General features: G+C 38.6%; 14 protein-coding genes and 1 pseudogene. 10 read left to right on the top strand and 5 right to left on the bottom strand.

Annotated features, from left to right (window positions below; genetic code table 11):
* Positions 1-17 precede the first annotated feature (17 nt).
* Positions 18-1,214 (bottom strand): acetate kinase, encoded by a 1,197-nt coding sequence (locus L0B53_RS17615; protein ID WP_235060878.1) that lies wholly within the window; start codon positions 1,212-1,214, stop codon positions 18-20.
* Between the two features lie 538 nt (positions 1,215-1,752).
* Between L0B53_RS17615 and yfbV the strand changes: the two genes are divergently transcribed.
* The gene (gene yfbV / locus L0B53_RS17610) at positions 1,753-2,202 is read left to right on the top strand and encodes a terminus macrodomain insulation protein YfbV (protein WP_235060877.1); all 450 of its coding nucleotides are present in this window, start codon (positions 1,753-1,755) and stop codon (positions 2,200-2,202) included.
* Positions 2,203-2,366: 164 nt separating this feature from the next.
* On the opposite strand, the pseudogene mnmC reads toward yfbV, so the two are convergent.
* Positions 2,367-4,482: pseudogene (gene mnmC / locus L0B53_RS17605) on the bottom strand (bifunctional tRNA (5-methylaminomethyl-2-thiouridine)(34)-methyltransferase MnmD/FAD-dependent 5-carboxymethylaminomethyl-2-thiouridine(34) oxidoreductase MnmC).
* Between the two features lie 125 nt (positions 4,483-4,607).
* Between mnmC and fabB the strand changes: the two are divergent.
* On the top strand, positions 4,608-5,819 hold the full coding sequence (gene fabB, locus L0B53_RS17600) for a beta-ketoacyl-ACP synthase I (protein ID WP_235060876.1): 1,212 nt from the start codon (positions 4,608-4,610) through the stop codon (positions 5,817-5,819).
* Positions 5,820-5,912: 93 nt separating this feature from the next.
* Here the strand turns inward: fabB and L0B53_RS17595 are convergent, their stop codons facing one another.
* Positions 5,913-7,337 (bottom strand): hypothetical protein, encoded by a 1,425-nt coding sequence (locus L0B53_RS17595; protein ID WP_235060875.1) that lies wholly within the window; start codon positions 7,335-7,337, stop codon positions 5,913-5,915.
* Positions 7,338-7,601: 264 nt separating this feature from the next.
* On the opposite strand from L0B53_RS17595, the gene L0B53_RS17590 reads away from it, so the two are divergent.
* The 8 genes from L0B53_RS17590 to purF all read left to right on the top strand — a co-directional run bounded on the left by L0B53_RS17590 (position 7,602) and on the right by purF (position 16,228).
* Positions 7,602-8,615 (top strand): aspartate-semialdehyde dehydrogenase, encoded by a 1,014-nt coding sequence (locus tag L0B53_RS17590; protein ID WP_235060874.1) that lies wholly within the window; start codon positions 7,602-7,604, stop codon positions 8,613-8,615.
* Positions 8,616-8,988: 373 nt separating this feature from the next.
* Positions 8,989-9,846: a FimV/HubP family polar landmark protein gene (locus tag L0B53_RS17585; RefSeq protein WP_235060873.1), complete on the top strand. Its 858-nt coding sequence runs from the start codon at positions 8,989-8,991 to the stop codon at positions 9,844-9,846.
* 134 nt (positions 9,847-9,980) lie between these two features.
* Entirely contained in the window at positions 9,981-10,769 is a 789-nt protein-coding gene (truA, locus tag L0B53_RS17580) for a tRNA pseudouridine(38-40) synthase TruA (protein WP_235060872.1), read from the top strand.
* 335 nt (positions 10,770-11,104) lie between these two features.
* Positions 11,105-12,034: an acetyl-CoA carboxylase, carboxyltransferase subunit beta gene (gene accD, locus L0B53_RS17575; RefSeq protein ID WP_235060871.1), complete on the top strand. Its 930-nt coding sequence runs from the start codon at positions 11,105-11,107 to the stop codon at positions 12,032-12,034.
* An 11-nt stretch (positions 12,035-12,045) separates the two neighbouring features.
* Positions 12,046-13,323 carry a bifunctional tetrahydrofolate synthase/dihydrofolate synthase gene (folC, locus tag L0B53_RS17570; protein ID WP_235060870.1) on the top strand — a complete coding sequence of 426 codons (1,278 nt, stop codon included), beginning with the start codon at positions 12,046-12,048 and terminating at the stop codon, positions 13,321-13,323.
* 32 nt (positions 13,324-13,355) lie between these two features.
* Entirely contained in the window at positions 13,356-13,898 is a 543-nt protein-coding gene (locus L0B53_RS17565) for an SPOR domain-containing protein (protein ID WP_235060869.1), read from the top strand.
* Between the two features lie 135 nt (positions 13,899-14,033).
* Positions 14,034-14,516 carry a CvpA family protein gene (locus tag L0B53_RS17560; RefSeq protein WP_235062293.1) on the top strand — a complete coding sequence of 161 codons (483 nt, stop codon included), beginning with the start codon at positions 14,034-14,036 and terminating at the stop codon, positions 14,514-14,516.
* A 197-nt stretch (positions 14,517-14,713) separates the two neighbouring features.
* Complete coding sequence (gene purF, locus L0B53_RS17555) at positions 14,714-16,228, top strand: amidophosphoribosyltransferase (protein ID WP_235060868.1); 1,515 nt, start codon at positions 14,714-14,716, stop codon at positions 16,226-16,228.
* Between the two features lie 101 nt (positions 16,229-16,329).
* On the opposite strand, the gene L0B53_RS17550 is transcribed toward purF, so the two are convergent.
* Positions 16,330-16,869, bottom strand: coding sequence for a regulatory protein ToxS (locus L0B53_RS17550; protein WP_235060867.1), 540 nt, complete (start codon positions 16,867-16,869; stop codon positions 16,330-16,332).
* Positions 16,860-17,798, bottom strand: coding sequence for a winged helix-turn-helix domain-containing protein (locus L0B53_RS17545; RefSeq protein ID WP_235060866.1), 939 nt, complete (start codon positions 17,796-17,798; stop codon positions 16,860-16,862). Before L0B53_RS17545 ends, L0B53_RS17550 begins: the two co-directional genes overlap by 10 nt.
* Between the last annotated feature and the right edge of the window lie 304 nt (positions 17,799-18,102).

The following is an 18,102-nucleotide window of genomic DNA, read 5'->3' as shown; positions in this document are numbered from 1 at the left end:
GCTAACCCGTTGAATCATTATACGTTTGCTAAACGAGCCGTATCTTCTGCAATCACTAACTCTTCGTTAGTTGAGATAACCATTGCTGGAATGCGGCTGCTTTCTGTTGTGATAGTACCTTCACCACCGAAGCGTGCTTTAAGGTTAGCAGCACCATCAACTTCGATACCGAAGATACCTAGACGGTTAAGTACCATCTCACGGATAGGACCAGAGTTTTCACCGATACCACCAGTGAAGACGATAGCGTCTAGACGACCATCCATAGAAGCCGTGTAACCTGCTACATATTTAGCTAGGCGGTGACAGAATACGTCCATTGCACGAGTTGCTTCTTCTTTCTCGCCGTAATTATCTTCTACGAAACGACAGTCAGAAGTCACTTCAGTTAGACCTTGTAGACCAGACTCTTTAGTTAGCATGGTGTTGATTTGATCAACAGAGTAACCCAGTGCGTCATGTAGGTGGAATACGATAGCAGGATCGATATCACCACAACGTGTACCCATCACTAGACCTTCAAGTGGCGTTAGACCCATTGAAGTATCTACAGATTGACCATTTTTAATTGCACAAACAGAAGCACCGTTACCTAAGTGACAGTTAATGATGTTAACTTCTTCTGCTGGCTTGTTAAGAAGGCCTGCAACTTCACGAGTGATGAATAAGTGTGAAGTACCGTGCATGCCGTAACGACGGATACCGTGTTCTTTATAAAGATTGTACGGTAGTGCGTATAAGAAAGATTCTTCCGGCATTGTTTGGTGGAATGCGGTATCAAATACAGCAACATTCTGAAGTTCAGGGAAGCTGTGTTTCGCAGCTTCGATGCCGATGATGTGTGCAGGGTTATGAAGAGGGGCAAATGTTGATGCGTCTTGAATACCCTTAAGAACTTCATCAGTAATAAGTGCAGACTGAGTGAACTGCTCACCACCATGTACGATACGGTGACCGATAGCGCCTAAGTTCTCTTTTAGTTCTGGCTTAGAAGCAAGAATAGTTTGTACCATGAATGCTAGCGCTTCTTCGTGCGCAGCACCATCGCCTAGTTGTGCTTCGTGCTTGCCATCAAGTTTCCACTTAATACGAGCTTCAGGAAGGTGAAGACACTCAGCTAAACCAGTTAGGTGCTCATCACCAGTAACAGGATCAACAACAGCAAACTTAAGTGAAGAACTTCCGCAGTTAAGTACCAGAATCAACTTAGACATTAGTAACTACCTTTAATTTTTATCAGGAAAGTAGAATTCAGCATTACTCTTGCAATGCAAAGAATTAGGATCATTTTTGGTTAATCGTTTTATTTTAGCCAAAATTGATAATTTAGCGAATAGAGAGTCATCGTTTATTTCAAGATCTAATTATCATTTGTTAGAACTTCTTGGAATAACAACGACCTGCTAGAAACGCTTAAAATATGATAATATTGATGAATTCATGAGTGTCATATTTTAGGCGCGCTAAGAATACATTATCATATGAGATTATAACAAAAAATTTTTACGAAAACTTAATTTGTATCAACTTAGTTGTCATTTTTTTTTAATTCTTATACATTTTGTTTGGGTTTTATCCGTGTGATGTACTATTTATGGTGAAATATTGTGATAAATATTAGCCTTTGCTTTATATTCTGAATAATTCTCCTTATACTCAAAAGGTCGGGTAAATAAAGGATCATAGTGAGTTATTAGCTTTTATGATAAGTTATCTTTCAAACTAGCGGTTATGTACAAAGAGGTAAGCGTTATGGTAAATAAGCGTTTTTTAGGGCGTTTTAGTGATGGGCAAGCGTACATGGAAATGTGGCCTAACCGTAAAGAATTAGCGCCGATCTTTGCTGAAAATCGAGTAATTAAAGCGACAAAATTTGCTAATAAAGTGATGCCGGCTGTCGCTGTGATTAGTATATTGACCCAAATGGTTTTTGCTAATCAACAAGCTCTACCGCAAACATTGGTAATAGCTCTATTTGCGATCAGTATGCCATTGCAAGGACTTTGGTGGTTAGGTACCCGTAGCCGTACTACATTACCGCCTCAGTTAGCGACTTGGTATCGAGATATTCATCAAAAAGTGGTGAAAGAAGGTTTTGCTCTAGAGCCGATGAAACCAAAGCCGAGTTATTTTGAATTAGCTAAATTGCTAAATAGTGCATTTAAACAATTAGATAAAGGGGCGTTAGAGCGCTGGTTTTAATTGTTGTGGACTAATCACCGATCATCACTGAAATAGACTTCAAGTTCTTCAAGAAGATATAGATAGTGATATAAATACCGTATTAGATGGCTTGTGCTTGTTATTGAAGCACAACTCTTATTAATACGGTATTTTTCTATTTCTATTTCTATTTCTATTTCTTTTTATTCCAATGGCCGACCTTTTAGCGCTCTTCTTACCCAGATTTTTGCTGGATAAATAGATTCTAATACCGATATAGGTAACGGTAGCGGATCCCCGCAGATCTCTGACGCTAATAACTCACCAGAGAGTGGAGCAGAACAGACACCACGTGAGCCTAAAGCCGCAATCATAAATAGATTATGATGAATAGGCGTTGGGGCTATCCCTTCATTTTCCGCCACTCTTTTTCTCTTATTCCAATCTATATTCTGCTTTAAATCTTTAAATTGCTCAAATAACTGTGTTTCATCGGCGACATTGCCAATAAAAGGTAGATGATCTCGAGATGCACAACGAACCCCAACTCTGGCTTTTTGTTCGCTTATATCGACGGTTTTAGGCCAGTTAACCTCCGTAATACAATCAACCAATTTTTGTTTGTTCTCTTGTTGTTCTGTTTCTGAATAATCTAAATTTTGGCTATGACGATCATAACTAGCCCCAATACAATGATGCTGATTATTTGGGTTTACAGGGGTTAAATAACCTTCGTAGCAAATAACCCCTTTAATATGATTAAGTTCTGAATTGGTGGGAATATGACTAACTTGCCCACGAACAGCCGTAACTGGTAGCGATTTACATTGATCGAACTGCTGATGTACTTGATGTCCCGCAGCAATGACGACTGTTTGATGCTCTGTTGTTATGACGGTTTGATATGATGTGGTAAGCACTTGCTGCTCTATCGTCAATTGCCATTTGTCGTTATCTTTGGTCAAATTGGTGACTTTATGATTGAATTTGGCTTTAAAATCGCTAAATGTTAGACATTGATTTAATAGCGCTTGAGATAACTGCTGTGGTGATAACCAACCGCCTTGAGGGAAATGAATCCCTGGTAGGTTAGTTTTTACGCCAGTTAATTGTTCTGTTTGGTCTCTATTTGTCGCATAGATTAATGATTCAGGGAGATCTTGTTGTAACATGTGATTCAGTTTGCTCCCAGCTTTGTCACTCCAAGCTAATTGAGTGACACCACACCAATCATGATCAAAACGTTCAACTTCCGCTATTTGATCAAAAAATTGACGAGCAAAAAGAAATGCTGGCGCAAAGAAGTCAGTGACTGGGTATTGTGTGTGGCTATTAAGGAGAGGGTAAAGCGCCCCTTGACGATTACCTGAGGCTCCTTCAGCAACCTCTGAGCTATCACAATATAACGTCACTTTTTTTCCGCGACGAAGCAGGGAAAGCGTTGTAGATAGTCCCGCTACACCGGCTCCAATTATTGCAATATCATCGGTTGATTCAGCAGGGGTGATGCGGTACCAAGGCTTATCTTTTTTTGCCTTTTTTCTCTTCAACATGTTCTGAGATAACACCAGCAATCATTTCACGTTTATGACCAAAGCCCTTCACCTTTGTCATCGCAAAGCCCGCCTCTATCAATCCACGACGTACAAAACCCGCAGCAGTAAAGGTTGCACAATGGCAATCAGGTTTTGCTAATCCAGCCATATTATTAAAAAGTTGTTGATTCCACATTTCAGGATTTTTACTTGGGGCAAAACCATCGAGGAACCAGCAATCCACAACGCCATTTTCACCGCTCCAGACTTGCGGCATCGTCTCTTTAATATCACCAAACCAGAGATCTAATGTGACGGCACCATTATCAAGAATGATTCGATGGCAGCCTGCAACCGCAACGGGGTAGTAAAGATGAAGCTGTTCCACTAACTCAGCCATCTCTGGCCACTGTTTATGCGCTACTTTTAAATCATTGAGTGTGACGGGAAATTTCTCAAAACTAATAAAGTGCAGTTGTTGCAACGAATTTTCAGGGTTTTCGTTACGATATTGACGAAACTCATGCCATGCTGCTAAAAAGTTAAGCCCAGTTCCAAATCCTGTTTCAGCAATGGTAAAACGTGGATAAGGACAGGTTAACCAGCGCTCAGGTAACCGATTTTGTAATAAAAAGACATATCGACTCTCTTCTAATCCATTGTTATTCGAAAAATAGACATCATCAAACTGATTCGAAATAGGAGTACCTGATTCATTCCATTCTAAAGTGGCATTTTCTATTTTTTTACTGCTTGAATTAGGAGAACTGGTCGAATTAGTCATTATCAAATGCTCTTAGAATCGTTGAATTTGTCACAATTATACCCGAAATATGGGAAAGCTGACCACTTTCTGACGATAAAGCGTTTATTATCGACCACAGATTACGTTATTAGGATATTAAAGTTATGAAACGTGCAGTTATCACAGGTATGGGTATTGTCTCTAGTATTGGTAATAATACAGAGGAAGTATTAGCATCTCTAAAAACAGGAAAGTCAGGTATTAACTTTTCTGAGCAATTTAAAGAACAAGGTCTTCGTAGCCAAGTTTGGGGTGATCTAAAAATTACACCTTCAGAGCATATCGATCGTAAACAGATCCGTTTTATGGGTAATGCGGCTGCATATGCTTACATTGCAATGGATCAAGCGATTGCTGACTCAGGCCTAAGTGAAGAGCAGGTTTCTAACGAACGTACTGGTTTGGTTGCAGGTTCAGGTGGTGCATCGGCACAAAACCAAACGTTAGCAACAGATACTATTCGTACCAAAGGTGTTAAACGTGTTGGTCCTTATATGGTACCACGCACAATGGCATCAACCGTTTCAGCTTGTCTAGCGACGCCATTTAAAATTCGCGGTGTTAACTACTCTATCAGTTCTGCATGTGCAACATCAGCACACTGTATTGGTCACGCAGTAGAACTTATCCAATTAGGCAAACAAGATGTCGTATTTGCTGGTGGTGGTGAAGAGTTAGACTGGAGCATGACCATGATGTTTGATGCAATGGGCGCGCTTTCAACTAAGTACAATGAAACACCAGAAAAAGCATCACGCACTTATGATGCAAATCGTGACGGTTTCGTTATCTCTGGCGGCGGCGGTATGGTCGTTATCGAAGAGCTAGAACATGCATTGGCTCGTGGCGCAACTATCTATGGCGAAGTTGTGGGTTATGGTGCAACATCTGACGGCTACGACATGGTGGCTCCATCTGGTGAAGGTGCGGTGCGTTGTATGAAGATGGCGATGCAGAATGTTGATTCTGTCGACTATGTTAATACTCACGGTACATCAACCCCTGTTGGTGATGCAAAAGAGCTAGGTGCTATCCAAGAATTATTTGGTGAAAACAGCCCAGCAATCTCAGCAACGAAAGCGATGACTGGTCACGCTTTAGGTGCTGCAGGTGTTCATGAAGCAATTTACTCAACACTGATGCTAAATAATAGCTTTATTGCACCAAGTATTAACGTTGAAGAGTTAGATAGCGCAGCTGAAGGTCTAGATATTGTGACAGAAGCGCGTGATGCAGAGCTAACGACAGTTATGTCAAACAGCTTTGGCTTTGGCGGAACCAATGCAACGCTAATCATTAAAAAGTTTAGTGAGTAATGATTTTTTGATTCGCTGCTAATTAAGCGTAATTAAATAATTCAAAAAATCGTGAATGAAACCAGCATTGATAGGATTATCGGTGCTGGTTTTTTATTTGGTGTCTGTTCCAGCCGGTTTTTGTGTTGTTTTTTCTTTCATCTCTTTATTTTTTGATTCTTTATTATCAACTTGCTCAATTGCTTCAATATCAATGATCTTGCTTCTATTTAGTACCACTTTCCAACGGTAGTAGTTTGGTTCACCTAAATGATTATCTTCTTTAATCACTAAGTTGATAAGATGACGCTTTTCTACAGATTCACGACTTACTTGACCGTTGTTAAGTTGATATATCTTATTGGAACCTTTGTTGATTAGGCGAGCAATAGAACGAAGATCGACCATTAAACTCTCTTTGGTCTCTTCATAGCCACTTAAGAATTGAGACGAACTCATTTGTACTTCAGAGCGATAACGTAGAATTTTCTCTTCTCGTTGTGCAATCTTCTTTTTCCGTATTGCTAAAATATCCTTGGGTATCAATTTACTCGACAAGTAATCCAACCATTCTAGTTTTTGGCCAATCACTTTTTTCGTGTTGGGGTCACTATAACGTCGACGCCACTTTGGACGATTTTTTCTGATCCAACGCCATAAAATATCACGCAGATCATCTTTGAATATTTCGCGTAATGCATAGACAAATGACATTGCCATAATAAAGGATGCTGTAATTTCCCCCCAATAACCACGAGCAGAAATTGCCACAATCGTCACGACAATCATCACTAAACCCGTTGCGAGTCCTTTTACCATCCGTTTCATGTTACTGCCAAGGGAAGTGAGTTGCTCATTGAGTTTTATTGGATGTTCAATTAAACGGCGAAGTAAACGCATTTTATTACTGAGTCGCGTTATATCGGCCTGAACTCTAGTTGAGTTATAGTTTTTTTCCTCTCGGTAAAGTTGTTCTTTTTCAATAATGGCTATCAATTCTTCTTTAATCGCTTTGTAATCAGCATCTCGATTCATGTGGGAAATTAAAGAGAGGAAACGTTGTTCCGTATACCAAGAGAGATAATTATCAATATTATTGTAATAATGTTTGAGATCTTTTTCTTCGGGCACCGAGCGGCGTAGACGTTTTAAAATGTCGAGGGAGAGTTCGATCATATTTAAAATATCATCAATAATCGTCTCGCTATTATTCTTTTTATTGAATTGATTAACCGCTTTATCGAGAGCAGTAACATATTGATAAGCGAAAAGGCTTAAACTGACTCGGTATTGATTAAAAGAGAGTTTTCCTCGTTTTGCTAATCGACTATGCACTAAAGGAAGGAGTATTTTATCACTGTAATAAACGCGTTTCTGTGTGATTGAGTTATAGTAAAAATTAGACTCAGAAATAATATTTGGCGTAATACCAAGCTCACCGGGAATAAAGAAATAGATCTCTATATCCAGTTTTTTACTTTGAGAAATAACATTTGCTATTTTTAATGTAATCGCATCATGCCGATCAACCGTAACCAATCACGACTCCTTAGTGAGATTTAATAATATATTCTTATGTTTAACAATAAAATACCTCTTATCTTAATATAGCACTATTACAATTTTAATCTTTTGAGATGAACTATTTTATAAAGGGAGAAAATAGTTCATCTATATTGATCAAAACTAAATATTCTTATTAAATAGACGATCGGCTATAATCAACACCATAATGAAGATTAACCTTCAAGATAGATCCATCATATGATGAGATTTAGCACAGTAACGACAGGATAAACACTGATGAGTCAAAAATTTAATATTGCTGTTTTAGGCGCAGAAAGCATTGTGGGTACCGCAATGGTGGAAGTATTAGAAGAGCGTGATTTCCCGATTGATACCCTTTTCTTATTGGGTAGCGAAGAGAACGAAGGTGAGTCTCAGAAGTTTAAAAATAGAAGTGTTGCTCAAACTAATGTTGCTGATTTTGATTGGTCTCAAGTTCATTTAGCGCTTTTTGCTACTGATGAGCAGACTGCATTAGAATGGGCGCCTACAGCGGCTGATTTTGGTGTTGTTGTGATTGACAGCAGTGGTGCTTTTAATCAGCAATATGATATTCCTCTTGTCGTGCCTGAAGTTAACCCTGAAACACTCGCTGAATATCGTAACCAAAATATTATTGCAGTACCAACCAGTAATGTGACCGAAATGTTGGTGGCATTGAAGCCTATTTATGATGCTGTCGGTATTGAGCGTATTAACGTTTCTACTTACCAATCTGTTTCTGGTAGCGGCAAAGCGGGTATTGATGAATTAGCTGGGCAAACAGCAAAGTTGCTTAACGGACTTCCTGCTGAAAATAGTGCTTATGATAAGCAAATTGCCTTTAACTGCCTACCTCAAACGGGTGGGTTGCTTGATAATGGTTACACACGTGAAGAGATGGAATTGGTTTTAGGTGCTCAAAAAGTACTGGCAGATGAGTCTGTTACTGTAAATCCAACTTGTGTTCGTATCCCTGTTTTCTATGGTGATGGCATGAGTCTTCATATTGAAACGGCACAACCAAGTAGTGCTGAAGAGATTACGTCTATTCTTGAACAAGCTGAAGGCGTTATTCTTTTCCCGAATGGCGATTATCCAACAGCTGTAGGAGATGTGACAGGAAGTAGTGATGTCATGATTGCACGTGTTCGTGAAGACATTAGCCATGTTAGTGGGATTAACTTGTGGCTAGTGGCTGATAACGTTCGTAAAGGCATTGCGATTAATACAGTGAAAACGGCTGAAGTGTTAGTTCGCGATTATCTATAGTGATTAAAATGACTCGCTATTAAAATAACGAAAATTTTAAATGAACGGGTTGTTTAAATAAAATAATCGTTAAAACTCAACATTGATAAAAATGGGTGCTATTGAGCAGATAAACTGCTTGTAGTGCCCTTTTTTTATCTGTTATTTCTTCCCCCGTTACTTCTGAAGCTCTAATTATCGAGAGAATTATTGTTTTATTATTGAGAAGTTGAGACGAGAAAAGAAAGAACAGCATCACTCTCATTATTTAGTTAACCGTTTTATTGATTAGGTTTGTATAATTAATGAAAGCTTATATAGGTATTTAAAGATTAACGAGTTTATAAGGACTGACTGAATGAGGATAAAAAAATTTGGAAGCAATGAGATGAAAATGCGTAGTGATAAAACGAACTCTCTTGTCTTTTTATTGGCTCTATCATTGACTGTATTGATGTTTTTTTTCTCCACTAACTCTTATGCATCACCTGATAAGCAATCGACAGCCACTTTGACAATGCAACGCTATGGTCCAACTTCGGATACTGAAACTCTCTGGTCTATTGCGAGTAAAGTAAAAAAAGAAGGTAACTATCGAGCCGATATTTATCAAATTTTAGTGGTGATTTATCGTCAAAATCCAACCGCATTTGCTGATAATAGCATCCATGGTCTGATCCCTAAATCACAGCTATCAATTCCTTCTGATAAACAGGCATTACAGATTAACAGTCAGCAAGCAAAAGATTTACTCGAAAAACCAACGAAATCTAAAGTTAAAACTAAGTCGAATGTATCAACGGCAAGCACTCAAAAAATAAGTAAAACAACCAATAAACATGCCTCATCAAACTTAAAATCAGCATCGAATGAGATAGAGCAAGATATCGCTCAACTACAAAAACATAATCAACAATTAAAGTTACAAATGACCAATATTCAACATCAAATTATGTCACTAAAAGATCAACTTAAAGCCGAGGAGCAGATTCAAACCCAATTAAAAACGGTGATAGCAGAGCAAAAGCAGACGATACAAGTACAACAGCAGCAACAGACTAAAGAGAGTCATCGATTAAGTAATAATGATGATGATTCTCCTTCACTATTAACCTTCATCTTAGGCTTTATCTCTATTGCTATCGGGTTAACTTTTTTATTTTTTATCTATATTAACTACAAGAGAAAACGTATTCTCCGTGTTAATGAAGAGAAGAAACGTTTATTACAAGATCAAGATAGCGAATTTTAATTATAATCTTTTGTTTTTCTATGGTTTGTTGACGTTTTTCTACTGTTTGTTTACTTCATGGGCTTATCACCGACTAGCAACTCTAATTACTTTGGGTATAATTATGCTCCATTTCATTAGTTGGGTAGCAAAATATGCGAATAGCGCTAGGTATTGAGTATGATGGTGCAAGGTATTATGGTTGGCAGCGTCAGCAAAGTGTCGATAGTGTTCAAGAACGGTTAGAGAAAGCGCTCTCAACTGTTGCTAATCAACCTATTAATGTTTTTTGTGCTGGTAGAACTGATTCTGGCGTTCATGGTACTGGGCAAGTCGTACATTTTGATACAACCGCCATTCGTAAAGAGGCCGCTTGGACATTAGGGGTTAATGCGAATCTTCCTGGCGATATTGCTGTCCGTTGGTGCAAAGTTGTTCCTGATGATTTTCATGCTCGCTTTAGTGCGACAGCTCGTCGTTATCGTTACATTATTTTTAATAATAATTTTAGACCCGCTATATTGGCAAAAGGGGTCAGTCATTACCATGGTGAACTCGATGCCGATAAAATGCATCAAGCGGGACAACTGCTTTTAGGTGAGAATGATTTTAGTTCTTTTCGTGCCGCTCAATGTCAATCTAATAGCCCATGTCGAAATATGATCCATTTGAATGTCACTCGGCAGGGCAGTTATGTCATTGTCGATATTAAAGCCAATGCTTTTGTTCATCACATGGTCCGTAATATTGTTGGTAGCTTAATTGAAGTTGGGCGAGGTGAACAGCCAATTGAATGGATGAGTTGGTTATTAGAACAAAAAGATCGTAATTTAGCCGCGCCGACAGGAAAAGCTGCAGGGCTTTATTTAGTCGATGTTGATTATCCCAAAGTATTTGAACTCCCTCGAGTACCAATTGGACCACTTTTTTTACCAGAATGTTAACTATTTGTTCTGAGTGTTCTGAGGGTTTTTTACTATTAGCTCAATGAGATAGTGTCAAATTCTCATTCTTGTTCAATGAAATTAGACAGGTTTTTGACAAAAGATGGGTTGTTAATCCTCTTTTCTAGCAGTAATATTGTTAAATATCTATAGCTTATGCATGACTTTTGCATAGGTACAACCAGTTTTTTATCTACAGAACAGTTGGATTATGGTTTAATTCAACCTAGATTTTAATCACCCCATATATTCTTGCGTCAATAGTTTGATTATTGACGAAAGATAACGCCAACAGACAAATACGATTTGTTGGCTCTAAGATGAAAAGGTTCTTCATGAGTTGGCTAGAAAACATACTAACAAAAAGTAATATCGTCTCTACTCGCAAGGCATCCATTCCAGAAGGGATTTGGACTAAATGTACGTCATGTGATCAAGTCTTATACCAAGCTGAGTTAGAACGTAGCCTAGAAGTTTGTCCTAAATGTGGACATCATATGCGCATGAAAGCGCGTCGCCGTCTTGAAACTTTCTTAGATAGCGAAGGCCAAATTGAATTGGCAAATGATCTTGAGCCAAAAGATATCCTTAAGTTTAAGGATTCAAAAAAATATAAAGATCGTATCTCTGCTGCTCAAAAGAAGAGTCAAGAGAAAGATGCATTAGTCGTGATGAAAGGTACCCTTATGGGGATGCCAATGGTCGCTTGTGCGTTTGAATTCTCGTTTATGGGCGGTTCAATGGGTTCTGTTGTTGGTGCTCGTTTCGTTAAAGCCGTTGAGCAAGCGATGGAAGATAACTGCGGCTTGATCTGTTTTTCAGCAAGTGGTGGTGCACGTATGCAAGAGGCGTTAATGTCGCTAATGCAGATGGCAAAAACCAGTGCTGCACTTGAGCGTCTATCTCAAAAAGGCTTACCATTCTTTTCAGTATTAACGGATCCAACAATGGGTGGTGTTTCTGCCAGTCTAGCTATGTTAGGTGATATTAATATCGGTGAACCAAAAGCGCTAATCGGTTTTGCAGGTCAACGCGTTATTGAGCAAACAGTAAGAGAGAAGTTACCAGAAGGTTTCCAGCGTAGTGAGTTCTTACTTGAGCACGGTGCCATCGATATGATTGTGGATCGTCGTGAAATGAGACATCGTGTTGCAGGTCTACTTTCTAAAATGACCAATCAACCTTCACCTCATGTTGTTCCAGTTGCCGCAAAGCCAACTGAAGAGAGTAGTGAAGCGTCATCATCGGAAGATAATAACGAGTAAATAAGTTACTTATGACTACACCGAGTACACCTAAAGCCACGGGCACGTTAGAGTCGTGGCTTTCTTATCTTGAGTCTATACATTCTAGTGCGATAGATCTTGGTCTAGAAAGAATGGAGATTGTTGCTAATAAACTCTCCCTCATTAAACCTGCCCCTTTCGTCATTACAGTAGCTGGAACCAATGGTAAAGGCTCTACCTGTGCGATTCTAGAAGCGATTTTATTAGATGCTGGCTATCGAGTTGGCGTTTATAGCAGCCCTCATATCATCGATTATAATGAGCGAGTTCGCATCAATGGCGAGCAACTTGATAATCAACACCACATTAATGCTTTTGAATACATTGAATCACATCGAGGAGAAACGAGTTTAAGTTTCTTTGAGTTTGGTACTTTAGCCGCTCTGCATATTTTCAAACAGCAGCAACTAGATATTGTGATATTAGAAGTAGGCTTGGGCGGACGACTGGATTCAACTAATGTTGTTGATCATGATATTTCTATTATAACGAGTCTTGCCGTTGATCATGTTGATTGGCTTGGTGATGATATTAATCAAATTGGTTACGAAAAAGCGGGTATTTTCCGTAAAGATAAACCGGCTATTTGTGGTGAACCAAAACCTCCTGCTTCTGTCGCGGCATATGCAGATGAGATTGGGGCAGAACTCCATCAAGTTGGTTATCAATTCAGTTATAAACAGCATGCCAAGTCTTGGGATTGGTTTTGTGGTGCATTTGATTTGACAGAGCTACCTCTTCCAAATTTACCTGTTGCTAATGCGGCGACGGCAATTATGGCGCTAGGTTTAGCGGAATTAGAGTTGAGTGATGAAAATATCGTTGCTGGTCTAAAGCAAGCTTCTTTACCAGGTAGAATGCAAACGTTGAGTGAAGAGCCATTAATGATTGCCGATGTTGCACATAACCCTCATTCTGCAAAATATTTAGCAGAACAGTTGAGCGCAATAAAAGCAGAAAAAGCTGAAGCTCAATCTGAAGTAGGTCAAGATCAAACTGTTAAGATTCATGCTGTGGTCGGAATGCTAAAAGATAAAGATATTGCAGCGACTTTGGCGGAAATGGATGGGATTGTTGATCTATGGTACCCCGTGTCGTTAACTGGAGTAAGAGCAGCAACAGCCGAGCAATTACAGTGCCACTTACCTCAAGGTACCCTTGGTTATAGTGAAACGAAAAACGCGATTGAAGCCGCAACATTAGTCGCATCTAAAAACGATATTATTATTGTTTTTGGCTCATTTCACACTATAGCAGCGGTCTCTTAATCACTGGACGTTAATTATAGAAAGGAGTTTCTATGGCAAGTCATTTTCAAAGTCGTCTGGTTGGCACCATTATTTTAGTCGCGATAGGGATTATCGTATTACCTGATCTTTTTGATGGAAAAAAACAGACTTATCAAGAAGAGTTTAATGAGATCCCTCTACAGCCGGCTATCTCTCAAGAAGTGATGAATATTGATGAGATCAAACCACCATTAGAAGATCATACTTTACCACCGGATCCTATTGCTGTGGTAGTCAAAGATAAAAAGGTCGATGATGGTCAATTTGAACCTGTTGTTGAAAAGGTTCAAAACAAAGGATTAAAAGAGAGTGCTTGGGTTATTCAGCTGGGCGTGTTTAGCCAATCATCTAATGCAGTACAGTTAATGACTAAATTGCGTGAAGCGGGTTACCAATCTCATGTTTATCCTGAAAAGCCACAACCTGATGTGTTAAATCGTGTGGTTGTTGGACCTAATGTCTCAAAAGATACATTAACGGAAAAATTATCATCATTAGAGAAGTTAACTGGGCTAAAAGGGCAGGTTTTACGTTTTGATCCCCTTGCGCCTTAATTATGATAGTTACTCATAATAATCAGTACGCCTTACGATATTCAAATTTAAAATCGTTGAGTCAGTGACTAGTTAGATCATTATGGGGAAAGGGGTATTTATAAAAATGGATAAGAGTAGGTATTTACTATTATGTTGATTTGGATTGATTACGTTATTATCGGAATTATTGCATTTTCTGCATTAATTAGTTTAGTTCGAGGCTTTGTTAAAGAAGCACTCTCCTTGGTTATTTGGGTTACTGCTTTTTTTGTCGCCAGTAATTTCTATCTACTACTAGCGGATTACTTCACCAAAATTCAAGATCAAATGGTCAGACACGGGGCGGCGATTGCTGCGTTGTTTATCGCGACTCTGATTGTGGGGGCTGTGGTTAACTATGTGATTAGCCAACTAGTTCAAAAAACCGGACTATCAGGCACCGACCGGGTATTAGGTGTTGTCTTTGGTGGGCTTCGTGGTGTGCTTATTATCTCGGCATTACTGTTTGCCATTGATACATTTACGGGCTTATCGAGTTCGGATTGGTGGCATGATTCTGAATTAATTCCACACTTTGGTATTGTTATTGAATGGTTTTTTCAATATATCCAAGGAACTTCAAGTTTTTTGCCTTAAATATCCCCAGTTTTTGCTGTAGACTGCATTTTAGTTAGCGATGTTGTCATCTTGTTAAATAAAATTAAGGATGCAGAATCAGTTTAACGATAAGATATTTCCATTGATAGCTTTACGTTTAGTCTGAATGTTTAAATTTAAAGTTATCGACATTAGAAACAGACCTAATATTCACGACGAGATAAAAGGGATAGATCATGTGTGGAGTTGTAGGAATTGTTGGAAAAAGCGCTGTAAATCAGTCAATTTATGATGCATTAACGGTATTACAGCATCGTGGCCAAGATGCAGCCGGTATTGTTACCATAAAAAGCAATCGTTTCCGTCTGAGGAAAGCTAACGGTTTAGTGAGCCAAGTCTTTGATAATCAACATATGGAACGACTGCAAGGTCATGCCGGTATTGGTCATGTCAGGTATCCGACTGCTGGCAGTTCCAGTGCCTCAGAGGCTCAACCTTTTTACGTGAACTCCCCCTATGGATTAACCCTCGCCCATAATGGTAATTTAACGAATACCGAAAACATTGAAAAAGAACTCCAGCAACGCCGCCGTCACCTCAATACTAATTCAGACTCCGAAATCCTCCTTAATATTCTTGCCGATCAATTAGATCAACTTGGTCAATGCCAACTAAAACAGTTAGGTCGTTCCCAACTTGATAAGATTGATATCTTTGCTGCTATTGCGGCGGTGCACCAAAAAGTGACAGGTGCTTATGGCGTGGTCGCTATGGTCGTTGGGCATGGCTTATTAGCATTTAGAGACCCTTATGGTATCCGTCCTCTCTGTTTTGGTGAGAGAGTATTAGAGGATGGCAGTAAAGAGTACATGGTCGCTTCTGAGTCGGTAGCGTTAGATGCTGTTGGCTTCGAGTTTGTGCGTGATGTTGAGCCAGGAGAGGGGCTGTATATTACCTTTGATGGTCAGCTTTATAGTCAACAATGTGCGGTTAAACCTCAGCTTGCACCTTGTATCTTTGAGTTTGTTTATTTTGCACGTCCAGACACTTTTATGGATAAAGTCTCGGTATATAGCGCTCGCGTTAAGATGGGACGTAAATTAGGTGAGAAGATTCAATCGCAATGGTCTGATAAAGATATTGATGTGGTGATTCCTATACCTGAAACTTCTTGTGATAGTGCGTTAGAAATTGCCAGAGTACTTGATAAACCTTACCGCCAAGGGTTTGTTAAGAATCGCTATGTAGGGCGAACTTTTATTATGCCTGGACAACAACAGCGTGAAAAATCGATTCGTCGTAAACTCAATACCATCAAGTCGGAGTTTAAAGGAAAAAATGTTTTATTAGTTGATGACTCGATTGTCCGCGGGACAACTTCTCAACAAATTATTGAAATGGCAAGGGAAGCAGGAGCAAAAAATGTTTATCTTGCTTCCGCTGCACCAGAGGTTCGTTACCCTAATGTCTATGGTATTGATATGCCAACAGCTGAAGAACTCATTGCTCATGGTCGAGAGGTTGAAGAGATTGCTGCTCTTATAGGTGCGGATGGACTTATTTTTCAGAATTTAGACGATTTAATGACAGCGGTTCAAGAAGAGAATCCTCAGATTGAACAGTTTGAGGCATCGGTATTTAGTGGTAAGTATGTAACCGGTGATATTACAACGAACTACCTTGAATATTTAAATCTTCAGCGCAGTGATAAGGCGAAGGTTATTCAACAAGAGCAACAAATATCGGCTTGATATTGGTTTTTCGATAACGAGAAAATGCCCTGTGCAACAGATACTCCAGATAGTGTATCATTGCCACAGGGCATTTTTATAATATCGCTAAAATTGAGCGATTAATTGATATAAAGAATTTGTGAGCCAAACGTTAGGTTAGTCAGTAAGATTGCTTGATCATCAACAATATCAACTTTCTTTGCCTGTTGAGTGACCGTTTTTATTACAGTTAAAACAAAGTTGATCTGATCTTCACTGAGAATGTCTTCATTGCCTGATGTAATATGACTCTCTTTCGTGTCAGTGAAGACTAAGAAGCCATCGTTAACTCGCCATCGCCCATTTTCTGAAATGTTAATTCTTATCTGTTGCCCGTTATTATCTGTTAAATAAAGAATTGTTAATTTAGAGTAGAGATGATTATTTAAAAATAGATAAGAGGTATTCGCTGACATACTATCAATGTGTGGTAACTTTTTGACATCATTGGGTGGCAGAATGAGCTTAGACTTTAAACTCCAACCATGATTGAGCAATAAATTTTCAATTCGTTGATCGTCGGCATGGTAGATAGTAAAGCTACCCACAATCGAGATCAATAACAGAATGATATGCCATGACTTCTTTAGCTGAGGTGTAAGGTTTTTATTTATCGACATATGATTTCCGGGTTACTCTCGCCTTCAATTAAAGTAATTAAGTTATCTTCGATTTTAATATTCGGGGCATGAATAAAGTTGACAATAAGATTATGGTTTAGCCCTGGGGATAAAATGATTTTTTGTGGAGCTTGCTCAGTTTTGTTGGTATCTAAATAGTTCGTTGTACACTGCTTAAGGAGTGGCATCCATTGTTCAATCCCTTTATGTTCTTGTACAGTATAAATAGGTATCCCCTCAATATCGGTAACTTGTAGAAGTTCAACTTTTTCAATGTCTGTTAACGTGTAAGCTAAAATAGGCAATAGTAATGCGATAACAATGGTGATAATTTTAAAAATACTTAAACCTTGTGAGGTGTTTGTATTTTGGTCATTAAGGGAGGAACCCGTTGCGCTGGTATTTAAATCTGCTTGGTTTATCACGCGATCATTGAGTGATACAGGTGCTGAACGATGAAGTGCTTCCGTTGTATTTTCACTATGGTTTATATTCTCTGTACTAATATCCAGAGACGCTGTATTAAACTCTTCATTGGTTTCTGATATATCAAAATCTGTTGATGTTAACTCGAGAGAGTTATCTGAGTTGTTTTCGATATTAGCGATAAACTGATAGCCACGTTTAGGAATAGTTTTAATATATTCTGGGGACTTAGTTGAATCCTGTAATAGTTTTCTTAGGGTTGATATTGCTTGAGTTAAGCTGGAGTCATCCACTTCAAAACCATGATCTCGCCAGATGTAAGCATGTAATTGTTGACGCGAAACTGTTGATTGACGATTATCAATTAAGAATTGTAGTGCTCGATTCTCATTACTACCTAAACGAACAATGTCATCAGGAATAGCGATATTAATCAGCTCGCTATTTTCGCTATCAAAGATAAATTTCTTATTTATCAGTTTCTTGTCAATTGGTTGTGTCATTTATCTCTCATGATCCTGTGAACTGTTCGGATCAGATTATACTTAATAATCATAATAATTCATATTATTTAGTTATCTTGAAATTGATATAGATCTTGTTAGATAAATAAAAATATTCTATTTCAAACTATTGAAATATGAAATTTAGTCCCAATTTATTCATAATAATCCCTATTATTTGACGTTGCTGGGGAGTCGTTAGTTCATCACCTCCAATCGTATATGACACAGATAAGATTGAGGTGTTATTACTTACTCGCTATTCGCAACGCTAATTACTTTGGGCACCGCTTATTAAGTCATA

Source organism: Vibrio sp. SS-MA-C1-2 (assembly GCF_021513135.1).
Taxonomy (GTDB): Bacteria; Pseudomonadota; Gammaproteobacteria; order Enterobacterales; family Vibrionaceae.
The sequence above is the reverse complement of the archived record's forward strand: the minus strand, read 5'-3'. Positions and strand labels throughout refer to the sequence as shown.

Bases quoted from the DNA above. Each gene is read 5' to 3' on its own strand.
- L0B53_RS17590 (WP_235060874.1), top strand. From the start codon at position 7,602: ATGAGTCAAAAATTTAATATTGCTGTTTTAGGCGCAGAAAGCATTGTG.
- accD (WP_235060871.1), top strand. From the start codon at position 11,105: ATGAGTTGGCTAGAAAACATACTAACAAAAAGTAATATCGTCTCTACT.
- folC (WP_235060870.1), top strand. From the start codon at position 12,046: ATGACTACACCGAGTACACCTAAAGCCACGGGCACGTTAGAGTCGTGG.
- L0B53_RS17545 (WP_235060866.1), bottom strand. From the start codon at position 17,798: ATGACACAACCAATTGACAAGAAACTGATAAATAAGAAATTTATCTTT.
- yfbV (WP_235060877.1), top strand. From the start codon at position 1,753: ATGGTAAATAAGCGTTTTTTAGGGCGTTTTAGTGATGGGCAAGCGTAC.
- L0B53_RS17550 (WP_235060867.1), bottom strand. From the start codon at position 16,869: ATGTCGATAAATAAAAACCTTACACCTCAGCTAAAGAAGTCATGGCAT.
- L0B53_RS17565 (WP_235060869.1), top strand. From the start codon at position 13,356: ATGGCAAGTCATTTTCAAAGTCGTCTGGTTGGCACCATTATTTTAGTC.
- L0B53_RS17585 (WP_235060873.1), top strand. From the start codon at position 8,989: ATGCGTAGTGATAAAACGAACTCTCTTGTCTTTTTATTGGCTCTATCA.
- truA (WP_235060872.1), top strand. From the start codon at position 9,981: ATGCGAATAGCGCTAGGTATTGAGTATGATGGTGCAAGGTATTATGGT.
- purF (WP_235060868.1), top strand. From the start codon at position 14,714: ATGTGTGGAGTTGTAGGAATTGTTGGAAAAAGCGCTGTAAATCAGTCA.
- L0B53_RS17615 (WP_235060878.1), bottom strand. From the start codon at position 1,214: ATGTCTAAGTTGATTCTGGTACTTAACTGCGGAAGTTCTTCACTTAAG.
- fabB (WP_235060876.1), top strand. From the start codon at position 4,608: ATGAAACGTGCAGTTATCACAGGTATGGGTATTGTCTCTAGTATTGGT.